14 protein-coding genes and 1 tRNA gene are annotated in these 18,671 nt (G+C 27.8%); 10 read left to right on the top strand and 5 right to left on the bottom strand.

What is annotated here, in order from left to right:
- Window positions 1-115: 115 nt before the first annotated feature.
- The 10 genes from MBOVPG45_RS02415 to hpt all read left to right on the top strand — a co-directional run bounded on the left by MBOVPG45_RS02415 (window position 116) and on the right by hpt (window position 15,263).
- The gene (locus MBOVPG45_RS02415; protein WP_041309103.1) at window positions 116-313 is read left to right on the top strand and encodes a hypothetical protein; all 198 of its coding nucleotides are present in this window, start codon (window positions 116-118) and stop codon (window positions 311-313) included.
- A 23-nt stretch (window positions 314-336) separates the two neighbouring features.
- Window positions 337-642, top strand: a complete 306-nt coding sequence (locus MBOVPG45_RS02410; RefSeq protein WP_013456404.1) for an Mbov_0395 family pilin-like conjugal transfer protein — start codon at window positions 337-339, stop codon at window positions 640-642.
- Window positions 643-709: 67 nt separating this feature from the next.
- Window positions 710-2,947: an Mbov_0396 family ICE element transmembrane protein gene (locus tag MBOVPG45_RS02405; protein ID WP_013456125.1), complete on the top strand. Its 2,238-nt coding sequence runs from the start codon at window positions 710-712 to the stop codon at window positions 2,945-2,947.
- A complete protein-coding gene (locus tag MBOVPG45_RS02400; protein ID WP_013456301.1) occupies window positions 2,947-5,772 on the top strand; it encodes an Mbov_0397 family ICE element conjugal transfer ATPase in 2,826 nt (941 codons plus the stop codon). The genes MBOVPG45_RS02405 and MBOVPG45_RS02400 overlap by 1 nt, the downstream gene beginning before the upstream one ends.
- A gap of 43 nt (window positions 5,773-5,815) precedes the next feature.
- On the top strand, window positions 5,816-6,403 hold the full coding sequence (locus tag MBOVPG45_RS02395; protein ID WP_013455975.1) for an Mbov_0398 family ICE element protein: 588 nt from the start codon (window positions 5,816-5,818) through the stop codon (window positions 6,401-6,403).
- 2 nt (window positions 6,404-6,405) lie between these two features.
- Window positions 6,406-10,953, top strand: coding sequence for an Mbov_0399 family ICE element protein (locus tag MBOVPG45_RS02390; protein ID WP_013456091.1), 4,548 nt, complete (start codon window positions 6,406-6,408; stop codon window positions 10,951-10,953).
- Window positions 10,954-11,118: 165 nt separating this feature from the next.
- On the top strand, window positions 11,119-11,763 hold the full coding sequence (locus tag MBOVPG45_RS02385; RefSeq protein WP_013455973.1) for an Mbov_0400 family ICE element protein: 645 nt from the start codon (window positions 11,119-11,121) through the stop codon (window positions 11,761-11,763).
- A 322-nt stretch (window positions 11,764-12,085) separates the two neighbouring features.
- Window positions 12,086-13,318: an Mbov_0401 family ICE element transposase-like protein gene (locus tag MBOVPG45_RS02380; protein ID WP_013456457.1), complete on the top strand. Its 1,233-nt coding sequence runs from the start codon at window positions 12,086-12,088 to the stop codon at window positions 13,316-13,318.
- 912 nt (window positions 13,319-14,230) lie between these two features.
- Window positions 14,231-14,722 (top strand): transcription elongation factor GreA, encoded by a 492-nt coding sequence (greA, locus tag MBOVPG45_RS02375; RefSeq protein ID WP_013455996.1) that lies wholly within the window; start codon window positions 14,231-14,233, stop codon window positions 14,720-14,722.
- Entirely contained in the window at window positions 14,712-15,263 is a 552-nt protein-coding gene (hpt, locus tag MBOVPG45_RS02370; protein WP_013456577.1) for a hypoxanthine phosphoribosyltransferase, read from the top strand. The genes greA and hpt overlap by 11 nt, the downstream gene beginning before the upstream one ends.
- A gap of 101 nt (window positions 15,264-15,364) precedes the next feature.
- Here hpt and MBOVPG45_RS02365 read toward each other — a convergent pair whose 3' ends face one another.
- The 5 genes from MBOVPG45_RS02365 to MBOVPG45_RS02345 form a co-directional block, all read right to left on the bottom strand.
- On the bottom strand, window positions 15,365-15,844 hold the full coding sequence (locus MBOVPG45_RS02365; RefSeq protein ID WP_013456513.1) for a hypothetical protein: 480 nt from the start codon (window positions 15,842-15,844) through the stop codon (window positions 15,365-15,367).
- A gap of 118 nt (window positions 15,845-15,962) precedes the next feature.
- Window positions 15,963-16,036 (bottom strand) — tRNA-Trp (locus tag MBOVPG45_RS02360).
- Window positions 16,037-16,046: 10 nt separating this feature from the next.
- Window positions 16,047-17,150 (bottom strand): redox-regulated ATPase YchF, encoded by a 1,104-nt coding sequence (ychF, locus tag MBOVPG45_RS02355; RefSeq protein WP_013456428.1) that lies wholly within the window; start codon window positions 17,148-17,150, stop codon window positions 16,047-16,049.
- Window positions 17,151-17,190: 40 nt separating this feature from the next.
- Window positions 17,191-18,000: a M48 metallopeptidase family protein gene (locus tag MBOVPG45_RS02350; RefSeq protein WP_013456347.1), complete on the bottom strand. Its 810-nt coding sequence runs from the start codon at window positions 17,998-18,000 to the stop codon at window positions 17,191-17,193.
- Window positions 17,972-18,658, bottom strand: a complete 687-nt coding sequence (locus MBOVPG45_RS02345) for a nuclease-related domain-containing protein (RefSeq protein WP_013455949.1) — start codon at window positions 18,656-18,658, stop codon at window positions 17,972-17,974. Before MBOVPG45_RS02345 ends, MBOVPG45_RS02350 begins: the two co-directional genes overlap by 29 nt.
- Window positions 18,659-18,671 lie beyond the last annotated feature (13 nt).

Here is an 18,671-nt window from a genome sequence, read left to right as displayed (position 1 = left end):
GTAAATACCAACAGTAAATTTTATTGTTGGCTTTTTTAGTTTCTTTTATTAAAAGAAAAGGAGAAAAACTATTCACGCAATTTTTCCAATTTTCATTTTTATGCTATTTAGCATAATGGCATTTTCCCTAAGTATAACTCTATTATTAATTGAATTTAAAAACTGCTTTAAAAAAGATAAAGCAGCTAGAAATAGGGCTAGGGAATTATATGGGCATAGTTGAAAATTATGCCTAGGCATAACAATAAGCACTGGCTTATTAAGTGCAATTACTATTGCATCGTTTATTGGTGCATTAGTATCAATAATTTAAATATTTTAAGGAGATAAATAATTATGAATGGTGCAACTAGGCCTATTGACGCTGGCGCATTAAATACTAGTTTAGGTGAACTAGCAGCGACAGTTCAAAAATATATAAATATTACACTAGGTGCTTTAGCAGGTATCTTAGTAATAGCAATTTTAATTGTTGGGGCTACAGCTTGATTTAAAGCTTCTAAAGCTGATAGCGATGAACAAAGAGCAAATGAATTAAAGAAAATTAAATGACTAGCTGGTTTTATTATTTTCGTTGTTATTGCCTGAGCAATAAGTGGAGTGATAACGGGTATATTACAAAGTGTATGAAAGGTTAGCTAGGTTAGCTATCCCTTTATTTAATTCATAATAAAACTTTAAAAATTACTATAGTGAAAGGATAATATAAATGTTTGCATGACTAGGCTATACCATATGGTTTGGTTTGTTTAATATTACTGTTAGACTTCCGCTGTGATTGCTTGATTCCGTTGTAAAGATATATAAGATGATTACTTTTGCCTTACCATCTTATTTACTTTTTGGCATTAGCCCTGGTGAATCATTTGCCAATGCACAATTACCAATACTATTTTTAAGAATGGCAATAATATCATTTTTTGTTTTTGCAATTCTTTTTGCACTTAGTGCTGTTAGAGTGCAATTTCAAAAGTCGGATCAACCTTCACCTATTTCAATTGCTATGAAAAATAGCCTACTAGGCACATTGTTTTTAATTGGTATACCAATTGCCTTATATGTATTTTCTATACTGATAAGCATACTAGTTGAATTAGTTTTAGGCGGAAATGTTGGTTTAGGACAAAGTATATTTGAATCGCTTTATGATAAAGCGTGAGCTAATAAAGGAGTTTCTTTTGCTACTTGGTCAAAGCCTCATCCTGAATATGGATCTTACTATGTATCATATGATACATATAGTAATTTACCTAATGGTGCAAATGCACAGTCTTGGTTTATGGGGACTATATTATCTATAGGTTCATTAATACCTATGGTATTAGGCATAATAACAGTAGTACAAAAAATATTCCAACAGTTCTTTTTATTTGTAATTAGCCCTTTCATTGTCGCGGCTTCTGTTTCTGATGATGGCAAAAGAATGAAACAATTTATTGAAATGTATTCTACTAAGTCGTTTGCAATTATAGGTATGCTAATTGGATTGCAAATGCTGACAGTATGAATTACTAAAACTACACAGTGGAGTAATACATTAGATATTAATTTCTTAGAAAGATTCTTAATGAATATTGCCTTAATTATTGGTGGAATAATTAGTGTTATGAGTTTAACTAGTGTTACAGCGGCTTTTGCTGGTGAAAGTGCTAGTGCAAGAGAAACTATGGCTGAAACTAAAGGAACTATCGCAGCTGGTGCTGGATTATTAGCTGGATCATTGGTAGCTGGTAAATTCGGTAAAAAACTACTAGGTGGCGCTATTAGCCCGGCTAAGAGTATTATGAATAAAACTCACGCTGGTAGATCATTCTTAGAAAACTTAAGCGAAAAGAGAAATATTAACAAAAACTTTAAAGCTGGTAGAACTACATTAAAACAAAGAAACGAAGCTTTAGAAGCCCTTAAAGCACAAAGACAAGCTGAAAAGGTTAATAAGCTTAAATTAAGAGACCAAAAACAAGCTGACTTAAGTCTTAAGTCACAATTAGATGGCCCTATTGCTTCATCTAATGTTGCTAATGAAGCTTCTAACTTTAATTCAATTTCTCCAAGCCCTGCAGTAGGTAATGCAATACCTACAGGCTTATTTGCTAATGCTAATTCATTAGTAACTAATGCAAATGTACCTAATAATGCAGTAGATAATAGTGCTAATTTACAAGCTGATAAAAGCTATTTAAAAGAATTAAGTGATAAAGATATTAAATCATCTGGTGGCTTATTACAGCATAAAGCCAATGCGGCATCTAGGGTAGCAAGAAGAAAAGATAAAGAAGAAAAAAGACTTACAGAGTCAATTAGCAAAAACAAGGATAAGTTAGATAAAACTAATAATAAGCTAGAAAAGAAGCTTTTAAAAACACAAGAGAAGCTACTTAAAGCTAAAAGTAGCAAAGAAGAAAATAAACTTAATAAAGTATTTGATAAAACTAAGAGTCAATTAGATAAAACTAATGACAAGTTAGATAACAAACTTAATAAACAAGAAGCACAATTAGATAAAACTAAATTAACTAAAGAAAAAGCAATTAGAAGAACTACTGCACTAAGTGCAATGCAAGAAGATAGATCAAAATTCTATACAAGCGCACAAAATAGAAATTTATTTACTAGAAACAGCTCATCAAATGTTGATGGTAATGTAGGCGCATATAAACTAAGCAAAATTACTGATAATAAAAAATGAAGTGATATTGATAAGCAGGATAAAGCAAATGAAATTGTAAATTCTAATACTAATAGTAGTAATAGTAATGTAGAAAGTCAAGCAAGCAGTAATTCATCTAATTCAAATACTGATAAAGAAACTAAGAGTAAAGATAATAAAGAAATTAAGAATCTAGTTGAAAAAAATGCTAAAGAAGTAAAACGTATTAATGATGAATTAGAAACTCTAAAACTTAATGATATTAAAGAGAAAAGTAAAGGAAAGAAGGGTAAATAATGCTACAGCCTAAAAATTTAAAAAAGACTCAAAACTACTTTTGAAAGTCCTTTAGCTGACTAGACTTTCTGGTAGTGTGCATTGTGATTATTCTTAGTGTAACAATAGGTTATACAGTATTTCCCCCTAATTATCCTAAGAAGTGAAGTTTAATTCTTTCTATATTACTAATACTAGCATTTTCAACAATTTTAATTAAGTCGAATAAATATGACTGTCGACTATACATTCTATTTTTTAGAATGATTAAATATCTTTTTAGTGTCAAAAAATACAATAAGAATCAATATAGCCCTAAATTATTAGTTCCTTATAAAGCTATTATTGAGAATAAGTTTATAAAAACTAAACAATTAAAAGCAGGTTCAAAATATATTGCTATTTTACGTTTCCAAGGTAAAAGTCCATGAAATGAAGATTCTGAAGATAGAGAAGTATTTTTAAATAAGTTTACTGAACTATTAGATACAAGTGACTATCATTTAACTTTTATAAGAAAAAAAGAGTTAGCTGACTACAGGCAAAATTTTGAATGCTTAAAGAAAAATAAAAAAAGAAAATTAGCTACATTAGCTGCTAATAAAAGTGCAAAAAGTGTAGTTAAAAGTTATAAAACATATTATGAATATGTAAATAACGACTTAGAGTTACTAGATACTGAATTATTAGTGGATACATACTATATAGCAGTATATGCTAAAGATCTTTTAGAACTTAAAAAAATGGTGCTTAATACTATTGCTAACTTTAATGCAATGGATATTGAAAGCGAATTAATAGAAGGCTTAGAATTGCTAAAGTTTTTAGCGTCTGTAAGCCTTAAGACTTTAAATGAAGAAGAAGCAATTAAATATTTAGAATATCAAATGAATAATAACCAACGAGATTCATTTAATGCTAAAGATGATCATATTTTTGAAACATTAACTTTTAGAGAAAAAGTTAAAGAGTTTTTCAAGTTTTTAAAAAGCAATTTTAAAAAGAAGCCTATAAGTAAAGAAATTAAAACTAATAAGCCTAAAACATTAGATGAATTGCTTTCATCTGATACAGTGTTTAAGCGTAATTACTTTATTAAAGATGGCAAATACTATTCAATACATACAATAAGCGAATTACCGCTTAATTTAAGCGAAGGCTGGGCTATAAGCTTATTTGACAATGACGCTACTATTGTCTGAAATATGGGCATATTCAATGAAGCGTCGCAAGCTGCTTTATTGGATAAGTCTGGCAAAAGGATGAGTGATAATAAAACATTAATTAAGTCAAATTACTTTAGGGCTTCATCTAGTTTACAAATTGAAGCCTTAGAATATTTACAGAGTCAATTACAAGAGAATAAAAACTTATTAATGAATAGTTCATTAATGATAATTAATGAAGCTAACAGCTTAAAAGAATTAAGAAAAGCTGAAAGTAAAGTTTTAACTACTGCTAAAAGGGCTAAGTTAAACATTAACACTGTACCTTTTAAACAATTTGAAGCCTTAGCGCAAGCGTGCTTAATTACTAGTGATAACTTACACGAAGCAATACCAATGAGTAGTTATAACATTAGCCATGGCTGGGCATTTGAGAATGAAACTAATAATGATAATAATGCATTTATCCTAGGCAGTACCGCTTCTACTGGAGAACCTATAATTTTTGACCAATTTTATAAAAAGAGTGCAAGAAGAGTTAATTACAATATGTTTACTGTAGGTTCATCAGGTAAAGGTAAGTCGACTGATGTTAAAAAGGCTATTTTAGGCCATTTAGCACACAATAATAAGGTATATATTATCGATCCACAAAATGAGTATTCAAAATTAGGCAATAATTTTGGCGCTACTTTAATTGATTTAGGCCTAGGGCATAAAACAATAATTAATCCATTACATGTACAAATACAGCTTTTTAATGATGATGAAGAAATTAGCACTAAGTTAATAATTAATAAACATTTAGAATGGTTAGAAACATACTTTAAGTTAATTAATGCTGACTGGAATCAAGACTACATTGTATTTTTAATGTCAATGGTAAGAAGCCTATATGAAAAGATAGGGCTTTATAACTTAAAAAACATTAATGAATTAAAAGAGTTTAATTATCCAATAATTAGTGACTTAATTAAGCATTTACAAGAGTACAAATGAAAAGATGAATTTGAAAAACAGAGAAAGAAAATTGTTTTAGCTAATATTATTGATAGGCTTTCATTTGACTATGAAAATAACGGTAAATATGAATATATTTACAACGGGCAAACAAATATTGATCTTTCTAATGACTTTATCATTTTCAATACGCAAAAATTATTTAATACTTCTAAAGATAGTGGACAAGTAGGACTATTTGTTCTCCTAAGCTTTATTCAAAACAAAATATTTAATAATGCAATAGAAGATAAAGAAGCAAAAACAGTATTAGTTATTGATGAATTGCACATGTATATTGATCCAAGCAATACAGCTACATTAGACTTTGTTTATACAATGACAAAAACAGTTAGAAAGTTTAATGCAGGTATGATACTTTGTACACAGAATCCATCCGACTTTTTAGGTTCAAGCAATATAACTAAAAAAGCTGAAGCTATATTGCAAAACTGTCAATATGCTAAGTTCTTTGGCCTTAAGCAAAAAGACTTAGAAGCAGTTATGGATATGTTCAAGTCAACTGGTGGGCTTAATAATACACACCAACGCTTTTTAGCTGATAGCGACGTCGGAAACTTAATTTTTAGCTTACATATGTATTCAAAAATAAAAGGCAGTATTTACTACAACGAGTATGAAAAACAATTATTTTTTGATAAAGGCATAATAGGTCAATAAGGCCATTTTGCTTTTATTTTTTTAAACAAAAAAGGAGAAAACAATGAGTAAGAAAAACGATCCATTAAGGATAACTTTTAGACTATATGAAAAAGAAGATATAGCAAGGTTCGAAAAGTTTAGAAAGATAATTGAAATAGATAATAAAAGCACATCGGAAGCAATTGCTGAAGTGTTTAAAGAATATTTATATAACAAGGAAAAAGAGATAGTTTTTAAAGACGCATTAGATGATATTTACTATGCAATGAGAAAGGTGTTTTATTCATCATTAGCCCCTTTTCAAGCAAATATAACTAGAGAGTTATTAAAAAATAGGGCTGAGTTAATGCTTATTAATAAAAAGTTAGATATCTTAATTAATACTAATAGCAAGTTAGACAAAAGAGTTTTGGCTAATTTAAGTATGGAGTTATTAGAAGAAGCACAGTATTTTGAAAAAATGAGAGAGTTATTAGATATTAAGCACGATGAAACAATGACTAAGATCAATGAAAAAGTAAAGACAGTTAAAGATAGTGAAAAGAAATTTGAACGTTATAGAATGCATAATGGCGAATTAGATTCGCACATTATAAGCCAAAAGTATGATGAATTAGAAGCTTTAATTAATGACAATAGAAATGAGTAAGTATGAATAAAAAGAAACTAAAAATAATACTATCTACTACTTTTTCATTACCTTTAGTAGCACTAAATACTAGTGCTTTTTTCCATACTAATTCAAGCAATACAAATACTAGATATTTTGACTTTCCAACTAGTAAATATCCAATAACTGTTGAATATGAAAATAAAGGTTCTCAATTTTGAAATTATTTTAAGGTGCCTGATGAAGTACCTAATAATACAGCAGGAACTGAGTTTTTTATGCGAACTTGAGAACCTAAAACAGTAAATGATTATACAGGCTTTTTTGACAAAGTAAAAGGAAAATGACGTTCATTATACTATAATGAGAACCCTTGTGAAAGTATGTTTGGTTGCCCTGAAATTACTAGCAAAGAAGTTAGAGGTTTTGAGAAAACTACGGAGTACTCTAATTTAAGCTCACTTGTCAATTCTCTTTATTGAAAACGACTTCAAAATGAAGATGACACTAAAAATAAAGAAGCTTTTATAAACACATTTAAATATTATGTAACTAAACATACACAGAATCCATTTTCAAATTATGAAAATATTGAAAAATATATCACAAAAATTACGCTAGAACAAAAGGCTGAAAATTTGTTTGGGCATAATAAAGAGAATGAGGCTGAAATAACATATGACACAAATAAGCCTAAATGAGATCATGTAACTGGCTATAAAATAACGGTTGATCTAAGAATTCCTAAAGAAGTTGCTCATCCTTTTAGTAAATATAAAACTGACTTTAACAATATTAAAAGTAGGTTAGAAGCATATAACTTTAATTTTGAATCTGACACTGGCGGACAATTAGGCACTGATGAATATAAGGAAAACGGTGATAAAACTAACATTCAAAAGTTAGATGAAAAATTGCAGGAGTTTAATAGGCAAAATACTAATAATTCTAAACTAAGGGCTGAATTTGAAGTTACTAGCCCTAGCACAATTGATATTTATTTAAAAAATGAAAATGGCTCATTTAAAGAATTAGTTGCTCACAATGTAAAAGTTAATATTACTCCATCTGCTACATATAATGGAAGAATTGCTACAAAAGACTTAGAACAGAGACTAATAATTAAATTAGGAAAATGAGTTGACTTTCAAAATGGCACGACAAAATTGGTGGATGATAAATTAGTAAAATATCCTAGTGATAAGCCGGAAATTAAAACAGGACCAGATAGATATGGCGGAAAATGAATTGCACATACGCCATTAAAAGTTAACTTTACTGCTACTAGTGATGAAACTGAAGTTATTACTATAAATGGTAAAAAAATTGACGTTATTAACTATAGATTCGAAGAAGACTTAACTGACAATAGAAAAGACGCTAATGATAATGAAAGAGTTTTTAATGCTGATATTAAAGATCAAAATGATAAAACAGTTAAGAATGATTCTAACTCGCATGCTAAAAATGAATATAAAATTGAAATAACTAAGTATAGAGATAAAGCACACAAACAAGTTGAGTATAAATATACAAAAATAATTGTAATTGATTCTAGAAGCAGTCAAATGGACTATAAATGGTTTGCCTGAGATCCTGAGAAAAATAAACACCAAAAAGAATTAATAGAAGAGTTTTTAACTGATGAAAAAGGCGAAGCTAAAAAAGATAAAGATGGTAAGCCAATTCCTAACCCTAAATATGATCCATTAATTGATAAAAAAACTGGTACTAAAAAACAATTAGTATGATTTGATTTTAAGAATGGCAATACTAAGCCGGATTCGGGCTTATTTGCTCATGATGATATTAATAAATATCCTGAAAAAGATGGATGGTATTATACTAATAGTGATTTTGCTGAAGATATTTCTGGCAGTGACAAAAACTACTATAAGATAACTAAAGCACCATATAAAACTAAAACATTATTTGCTCCGCATAGTAATGAAAACGACTTAGATCCTGGAGTAATTGCTGAAGCAGTTGTATTAGATGGTAAAGGGGCATTAAAACAGTTAATAGGTAAAAATGAAAATGCTACATTATTTAAGCTAACTAGCCGCGGGCTTTATAAAATACCTAAAAATGCTAAAAAACGCTTTCTAGAGTTAGCAAATGAAACAGGATCTGATAATTACTTTTCTGAAGAAGGTATTTGACTTTTTACGTCAAATGCTAAAGATTCAATATCAAATTATAAATTTGTATTAATTAATAAAGACAGTAGCCCTTATAGTCAATTTTTAGATAACTTACCTAATTTTGATTCATTAAAGCCTTTATGAGAAACTAAACAAGGTAAAAGATTTTTTGAATACTTAGAAGCTACTAAAAAATTAAAATATGAACAAATAAAGTTGCTCAATTATGAAGATGTAATGGAGTATTATAAGCAATATATTAATGATTTATGAAATGGCTTTGAAGTTAATAGCCCTATTGCTATAACTCCTAAGTTTAAGAAAATACCAAAACAAAAAAATATTTCTGATATTGCAACTGTTGATAAATTTAAACAATATTTAGATGAATTCGAAAATAGCGATAAAGTAGAATTAAGTAAAGTTGAAGTTGGGGGAGATAACTATTTAAAAGTATTTTTTAAGTTTAAAACTACAAATACTAGATATAGACTAAGTCAAGATGAATATGCTGTACCTGTTGAAATTGATAACTCTGCTAATGGCAATTCAAATAGTGGCGATAGCAATGATCCATCTAATAAAAAAGAAACTAAAGAAAACATTTACCTTAACCTTAACTCACAATTATTCTTAAATTTAGCGGCTAAAAATAGCTATAGTTCATTTAAAAAATATTTGCCATCTATACCTAAAAAAGATGTGTTTTTATCTTTAGATGAAAAACATTTAAAGTTACTAAATATTAATTATGAATTAAACGAACGACTTAAATTGTTAATAGTCAACGTTTCATTTATTGATTCAAATAATAATGAGAAATATAACTTATTGCCTAAGAATAGTTTCACTATTTTGTTAGATTTTGCTAAGTCTATTAGTGATGATGGTTCAAATAATAGAAAGCCTTCTAATTCATCTAATGGTAGTGACTGAGAAAAAGTAAGTCCTAAAGATGATGATTCAAATAATAGAGATGGAAACAGTAATAATGGTTCAAATAGTGGCGTTGACAATAATTCTAGTGGCTCAAATAGAAATAATGGCTCTGCTAATGGCAATAGTACTAATGGCAATAGAAACGGAAACAACGGCTCAAGTAGTGGAGATGGAAACAGTAATAACGGCTCAAATAGTGGCATAGATCCTAATAAGAATCCTTATGCAGATCCATTTAGTGAAAAATGACCTAATGACAATTCATCCGGCAATAATGGTATTAATGATGATGAAAGCGATATTTCTGAAGATAAAAGAAGTATTTTTAATGGCATAGTATTTAAAAGAATTAACTTAAAAGGCACTAGCACATTTGAAGAAGCTAAAGAATGAATTAAGAAATTAATTCAAAAACAGACTCCTAATTTAAAACTAGGCAGTGACTATGAAATTAAGAATTTAGATCAAATTGCAAGAGAAAGAATATATCCGCAAACTAATGTAAGTGACTTTAAAAATGTTAATATTTCTATTGCTAACTTACAGGCTTTAGGCAAAAAATTTGGTTATGCAAGAGTTGAAGTAGTTAATGTTGTAGCGCAAGCTTTAGATGAAGATATTGACTTATCAAAAATTAAACTTAATGATATTAATTTAAATGAAAGCAAGCTTTCATCATTAAAAACTAAGGTTATTGATGAAATTAATAAGCAGTTTAAAGATAAAAACTTAGAATTAGGTAAAGACTTATTAATTAAAAATTATGAAGCTACTATTAGGGCTTTAGCCTTAGGTAAAGGTATTAGTGCAAATGCTGAAATTATAGGTAATAACATTAGAATTAAAAACTCTGCTTTTGTAAAAATTACTAATAGTGCTACTAAGGTTATAAACGATGAACTATCAAGCAATAACGGCTTTATAGATCCAAATAATAATTCTAATAATGGCAATAGAAATGCTCCTAATGGTGAATCATCAAATGATAATTCATCAAGCAATAATGCTAATGATAAAAATGAAAATGAAAGCACAAGTACTATCTATGACTTATCATTTTTAAAACTAGAAAAACTAGAATTTACCGAACATATAATGAGTGAATTAAGAAATAAAATAGTTAATGCTATCATTATGCAATTAAAAGAAAAATACTTTTTAGAGTACAAAAAGCATTATGATATTGATCTAAATGAATTAAATGCTGTTGTTAAAAAACTAGCTACTAAAAGCAATGAATCAATTGAATCTGTTTTAACAATAAGATCTATACCTAAAGTATCTAGAAGAAGTGCTTTAGCTACAATATCTAATTTAAATAAGTTATTAGATCCTATTGAAGATTTAGATAAGCCATTAAACATTAATAATAATAGCAATAGCAGGAAATTAACTCAAAAGCAAATACTATTAATATTTATTCCTTTAGGCCTTTTAGGCGCTACTGGTATTGGTACATTAATTGGTTTTATATACATTAGAAAAGTTAAGAATAAAATTAAGTAATTATTTTGTGTATAGCAAAAAAAGTTATAATAAAAGTGTTCTGAATAAGAACTAGATTGGCAGTTTAGTTCTAACTGACCCTGCCTACCATTTGAGATGGCGAAATGAGGAGATAGAACTACTATAGGCTATTATGTCTATAGTTTTTTTATATAATTTAAGCATATGACAAATAAATTAATTGGTAAAGTTTATAAACAAAGAAATAAAGAAAACAAATTTCCTATTGCAAAAGATAGATTAGGTGATGATATTTTTGGCCACGGTATAAACAGGCCTTACTTAATTTTTTATTCTGACGATAAAGTTTATTATCTATCTGCAAAGTCTGTAAGTGATAAAAATAGAAAAAATACTGAAGATGATAAAGGTAACTTAATTTTAAAAACTGATCTTTATGGTAATGATAAAGAAATAGCTATTAACTGTTCTGTTATAAATGTAATGGATAGAAAACTTTTTGAAAGTTTATATATCGAAGATAGCGAATGAAATAACGTTCAAACTTCGGCTATTATATATGACAATGTAATGCAAAAGTTGTATGAGAATTTAAATGATATTCAATATTTTGAAATTGATAGTTTTAGTGATACTCAAACAAACTGAAAATTTAGAGATGAAGCCTTAAAAAACAAAAAAGTCTGTGAAGCAATTATTAAAAATTATTGCATATATTTTAGTAAACAACTATCTGATGAAATAACAAACAATATGAACGATCTATTCTTTAAGGAATTAGAGTACAAATATAAAAATATTGTCTATGAATCTCAAAAAGAAGAACGTAGGTTTACTTTAAAGTTATAGAACACGCTTAATTTAAGCAAAATAAGCCCGAATAAGGCTTACTTTTAATGAAGATGAATAAATTTTTAATCATCTCAAGCAATAACAACGATTTTAAGGGCATTTAAAGGCCTTTTTTATTTTGCAGGTTTTAATGCCAAAAGTAGCAGGGCATATAGAACAGGCTTAATTTAAGCAAAATAAGCCCGAATAAGGCTTACTTTTAATGAAGATGAATATTTTATCATCTTAAGCAATAACAACGATTTTAAGGGCATTTAAAGGCCTTTTTTATTTTGCAGGTTTTAATGCCAAAAGTAGCAGGGCATATAATTTAGGTATTATGAATGAATTCGATATTGATATTTTTGATGAAGTTTTAAACACTACTAAAAGTCTATATGCAGCTAAAGCTAAAGAGTTAAATGATAAAGAACTTTACTTTAGAACAGTACTAAGAAAAAGTCTTTATCCTGACTGAAGAATTTTTAGAAAAACTAGTAGAGTCTGAATTACCTTAGGTGGTATTTTTACTCTCAATATTACAATGTATGAAACTATTGATACTAACGGAAAGCGTAAGCGTTTTACATATTATCACGATGAAAAATTAAAGCAAATATCTAAGTTTAAGTATGACCTAGATGTTATTAAATTAGCACTTAAATTTTATTTTGAAGGAAACAAAATTCCTGATAGTTTAAAAAGAATTTTCCCTAGTAAGCAACTAATAAATTATTATCTTAAAGCATTTAATCTTAAAGAAAAAATAGAGAAGAAGAATGATGAAATATTAGCAAATATTGAATCTAATTTACAAAAAACTAATAGCAAATTAATGTTAGAAATGGATGACTTTTATATCTTTCATAAAAGCGAAAGAATTAGGAAAATGAGAGTAAGACAGGTAATAATGCACACTGTTAATGGAAGCAAATTATCAAACATAATCAATATGTTTTTTACTAAAAATATTGATGAAGCAACTACAAAATTTAATGATATGCAGTTTATCAAAACTACAGTAAGTAAGCAATTAAATAAGTTTAAAAGCAACAAGGAAATTATTGTAAATGGCGATGGCGCTAGATGAATAAAGCATCTAGCAAATGAATTAAATGCTTCATATTCCTTAGATCTTTTTCATATCAAAAAAGCAATTAATGACACATTTGGTGCAAATAAATTTGCTTCTAAAGAGAATAAAATATACTTTAAAAACAATATAAATTATTGCTTAAATAAGCCCTGAAAAAATGCTTTTTCCGATGCAGTTTTTACTAAAAATGAATTAATGTTTCACACACTTTATAATGAATTTTTTGCTTACTCTAGTGTTATAAACATACCGAAAGTTATTCATCAAAATGTACAAAATTTTTATAAATTCATCAAAAATAACTCCCTAACTGTCTTTAAAAATAATGAAAATGATAGTTCATATACTGAGCATTTTGTCTACAATTCATTCAAAAAACACATTAAAAAAGATCAAAGTTTATACTGTTTTGAGCTTATAAAACTAAGAGTAATTTACAAAAATATTGCAAAAAATCAAGCCACACTTTTTTATTAAAATTCAAAAAATGCGAAAATTTTCCACTAGCAAACTAAAAAATTTGCTGTTTTTTTAACTAAAAAAATATCAATTTCTGACTTAATTTTCTATATAAATTTCAAACACTTCTACCAAGTTTTGGGAAAACATTATTTTTTTAATGTTTCAAATAATTGCCATATTAATAAATTCTCTCTATCTAAATATTAGATATTTAGATAAATACACCAACTATTTTGCTATACTTTACTTTGTAAAGTATAAATAAATCTAATTTTATTAAAATATCTTATATTTTAATACAAGTAAGCTGGCGCAAATTTATTATTTTTTGACACTAAAAAAACTAATAGGTGCATTTGTGACAAAAAATTCTATTAATATCTTTATTTTTCTTAAAAATAAAGAATGCGTAAAAGTGTCGTCCGGTAAGGACTTTGTGACACTCCCTTATCTTGCCTATAAAGGCAAATAAAAAACTAGGCAAAAAAATTTTAAAACCTAGTTTTTTGCAATTTGCGCCAAAAAAAATTTTTATTTGAGTTTTCTTACAAAACGATGTAAAATTTTAATGATTGGATAGGGTTAAAAAGCTATCGCATACTTAGATTTTACTGTTCCTAATTATTCATAAAAATAATTCGAGTTAATTATTCAATAATACCATTCTGGTTTGATTATAAATCGTAATCTTTGTTAAACAACAATTACTATATTTGCCTGTTTTATAGTCATATATGTAATGTGTTAATTGCTGTAGTATTTAAAAAATGGCTTATGTAGCTTAAATAAGATGCATTTTTTATTGCATTTAGCTGGTATAGCTGCATAAACAAATTAAAGTGCTAATTTAAAATTAACAATTTTAAACATTAGCTTTTTCATATATAATTTGAAATTAATTCATTAAAACATAAGGTGGAGTACTTAATGGCATTACTTGGGAATGAAAAAATTTATTTGTCAGAAGAGACATACAACAAATATAAAAATGAATATACAGAGTTAGTAACTGTTGAGCGTCCAGCAGTGCAAGCTTCTCTAAAAGAAGCTAGAGCACAAGGTGACTTGTCAGAAAACGCTGAGTATGATGCAGCACGTGATCGTCAAAGTGAAGTTGAAAGAAGAATTTTAGAACTAGAACGCATTTTAGAAAATGCAGAAATTATTGACACCAAAAGTGCGGTGCAAAATAAAGCAGGAATTGGTGCAACTGTTAAATATTTAAATATGAAAACTAATAAAGAATTAGTTGTCACAATTATGGGGCCTCATGACAGCAATCCTATTGAAAACAAGATCAGCAATGAATCACCAGTTGCACAGGCAATTATGGAAGCTAATGGAATTGGCGATGTTGTTGAAGTAGAAGTTCCTCAAAAGTACAATATTAAAGTTTTAGACATTAGCTATGCAAAATAATATTGATAAGAGAGTTCTTAAAGTTGTTTATTCAAAAGAAGAATTAGAAAATAGAATATCTGAGCTAGCTTCTTGAGTAAATAATGTATATGCTAAAACTGATGGTTTAATAATTGTAGGTTTACTAAAAGGTTGTGTACCATTTTTAGCACAATTAATTAAAGACGTAACTGTTGATCACAAACTAGACTTTATGATAGCTTCTAGCTATGCCGGTGGCTCTAAATCACTAGGAAGTGTTAAAATAATTATGGATATGGCTGAAGAAATTGCAAACAAGGATGTCTTAATTGTTGAAGACATAATTGACTCAGGAATTACTTTAAATAAAGTTAAAGAAATTTTGGAAACGAGAAATCCTAAATCAATACGAATCTTGACATTACTAGATAAACCATATCGCAGAAAAGTGGCTTTAAATGCAGATATGTTTGGTTTTCATGCTCCGGATGAATTTTTAGTAGGCTTTGGTTTAGACTATCAAGAAGAAATGAGAAATCTACCTTATGTCGGAATTTTTAACAAAGAGTATTTAAAATAATAATTAGAAAACAGCAGAAATTACAACTGCTGTTTTTTTCTTTTGAACTTGTTTTATAGTTTTATACGTATTTATATTTGTAAAAAAATGCCATAAGGCATTTAACTAACTTTTACTTTATTTTCTGTTGGTATATTTATATTCATATTAGTTGCATCTTTTGGAAATTTCTTTAATTCAACTAATAACATAATTATGCCAACAAGCGCTACTATATTAAATATAGTACCAACAACAAATAAAACTAAGTATTTTTGGTTTGGTGCAATTATTGCAGCTAAAATTAGCAGAATTATCATTGCAATATGAATTGGAATTATAAGTAAATAAATAAGCAAGTATGCAAAAAATGCAAGAGTTGTTGTGTTTACTGACGAACTGTTTAAAAAATCATTAATATTTAAAATTTTTGGATCGAGTTCAGTAGTTGAGGGAACAACTGAATTTTTAATACTGTATTGTCATACTAACAACAAAATAAGAGCTATTAAGAAAATAACGAAATTGGTTACAAACAGAGACAAGTAAGCAATAGATAGCTTTTTAAGCTTAGTTAAATTTTTTGTGTTTTGTGAATTCATAATAGCAATATTATATCTATATTTTGACTTAGGATAAAAATATGAGAATTAATTGCTAAAACTAAAAAAATATAACAAAAAGCCTGTTTTACAGGCTTAAATGGCATTTACAAATATTTGGCGGGAGTTAAAGGAATCGAACCCTTACAAGCAGTTTTGGAGACTGCAGTACTGCCATTATACTAAACTCCCATAAAAAAAATTACTTACCAAACTTGAAGTGACATATATCACCGTCTTGCATAATATAATTTTTGCCTTCGCTTCTAATTTTGCCAGCATTGCGAGCACCTTGCTCACCATTATATTGTATATAATTTTCATAACTTATAATGTCGGCCTTAATAAATTTTTTCTCAAAATCACTATGAATTAGGCCTGCACATTGTGGTGCTAGCATTCCATCTTTAAAAGTTCAAGCTTTAACTTCCATTGGTCCAGCAGTAAAATATGTTTTTAATTTTAATAAGTCGAATGATTCTTTAGTTAGAATATCAAGCCCGCTAAGATTAATATTGTATGAATTAAGTCATTCATTTGCTTCTGTTTCATCAACTTGAGATAATTCAGACTCTAATTGTACTGAAATAGGAATTATTTTTTCCTCTTCAGATAATGAATTTTTTAATTCATTAAATAACTTATCGTCAGCATAGTTGCTAATTTGTTCTGTTGATAAATTTGCTACATAGATAACAGGCTTAGCAGTTAAAAGGTGATATGTTTTGATAAGTTTTGCTTCTTCCTCAGAAAGATTATTTATTAATGATCTAGCAGGAAGTTCATTTTCTAAAGTTTGTTTAATTTTTTGAGCTAAGTTATATTCAATAAGCGCAGTTTTGTCACCAGATTTAGCCTTCTTACTTATTCTGTTTACTATATTTGAAACAGTTTCAATATCAGCTAGCATAAGTTCATAGTTAATGACATTTTTATCATTAACAGGGTTAATTTCGTTTGCAACATGCATAATATCTTTGTTTTCAAAACATCTAACAACATGAATTATTGCATCTACTTCTCTGATATTTGAAAGAAATTTATTTCCTAATCCTTCGCCTTTGGAAGCTCCCTTAACTAATCCTGCAATATCAACAAAGTCAAAAGTAGCTGGAACAATTTTTGATGGATTAACAATTTTTGCCAATTCAATTAATCTTTGATCTTTAAGTGCAACACTGCTTATATTTGGATCTATGGTTGTAAAGGCATAATTAGATGCTTCAACCTGATGCTTTGTAAGAGCACTAAATAATGTGCTTTTGCCAACATTTGGCAAGCCTACAATACCTGCTTTTAATCCCATAAATTATTACTCCTTTTATGTATTAAGCTGCTTTATAGTACTATTGGAAATTGTCTAAGTACACTATAATTTGCCTTATTTCTTTATTTCTAGCCTTAAAGTCTGGCATTATAAATGAACCGCATTCATAAAATTTGTCACTGTGATTTGGGTGAAATTCATGAACTAGTTCATGTAGAATTATGGCTTCAATTAGCCTTATAGGCAGTGCTATCATTTTAACATCATATGTTATTTTACTAAGTCTTTTACCTTTTTTTATATTTGTTCCTCAAGCTCTCTTTTTCAAATTTATTTTAAAAGGAGGATTTGATAAAGCAAAACCAGATTGATTCATTATTTTTACAAATTCTAACTGCTTGTTTCTAATAAATTCTTCTAAAATTCTGCTTAAAACATATATAAATAAATTTTTTCTTTTGATTTCATCATCTTTAAGTGATGCATTACAAAAAATTTGTAATTTGGAATTATCTTCATCAAAATTAAAACTGTAATTTGAATGCAAATGATATTTTCATTCTAAATCAACTAATTTGTCATATATAGTAATTTTATGATTATCCGGACTATAACTTAAATAAATTTGCTTGTAATCATTGGATGAGTTTAGCTTGCTATTTTTACCTTTGTGCTTGTTTAACAGTCTAAAAAGTAAATTATCTAATTGAAAATTATTCCAATTTTCAATTGAAAAATTTTCAATTGGTGAAGTTAAAACAATTTTGTTCTCATTATCATTTAGCGTTAATTTTAATTTCTTTGAACCTGGGCTATATTTATGAAACACAATATATGTCTTAGCATCAAATGTTATGCTCTTAAGTTCTGTTAAAGTACTGGTTTTCATTATTCTGCGAAATTATTTGATTAAATTTAATATTATCGCTAGTTGATTGTGCCCTATTTTCATTGATTGCATCGATAACTAAATTTATTTTTGATACTTCCAAATCAGGCTCATCAACCATATAAGTTTCAACTTCATCTAAGAGCAAATCAACATTGCTTTTAGATGCTATTATAGTTGATGGCTCTTGTTTGTCAATGTCCAAAGAAGTTGAATCAGGGAAAATAATTAGTGAAAAGATAGGAACATTAATTTTACACATATTAATAAAATGTCTTATGTGCCTATAATTTTGGTTAAATGGATTTTTAACTCTTATTTCTTTCTTATCATCTTTTAAAAGTAGATAGTCATCAAAAAAACCGCCATGTAAATGTCCAATGTACCTTTTTGCTTCACTTATATAAACTGCTTTATTTGATATTAATATGCCATCTAGTTCAAAATAATTATTATCAGCATACTTAAATAAGCCACCATCTAAATAATGAAAATTTTTACTAGATGCAATTGATATCATTTTTTCTTTAATGGTTTCTTCAAAAATTTTTCCTCTAGTTTTAGTTTGCGTTTTCTTTTTGCTAGTAAATATTCATATTACCAGAGTAATTATGATAAATAAAGTAACTAAAAATAGTGCCGTTATAATTCCTAACATATTTTCCCTATAG

Source organism: Mycoplasmopsis bovis PG45 (assembly GCF_000183385.1).
GTDB classification, from domain to species: Bacteria; Bacillota_I; Bacilli_A; order Mycoplasmatales; family Metamycoplasmataceae; genus Mycoplasmopsis; species Mycoplasmopsis bovis.
This window is presented reverse-complemented; position numbering and strand designations above follow the sequence as displayed.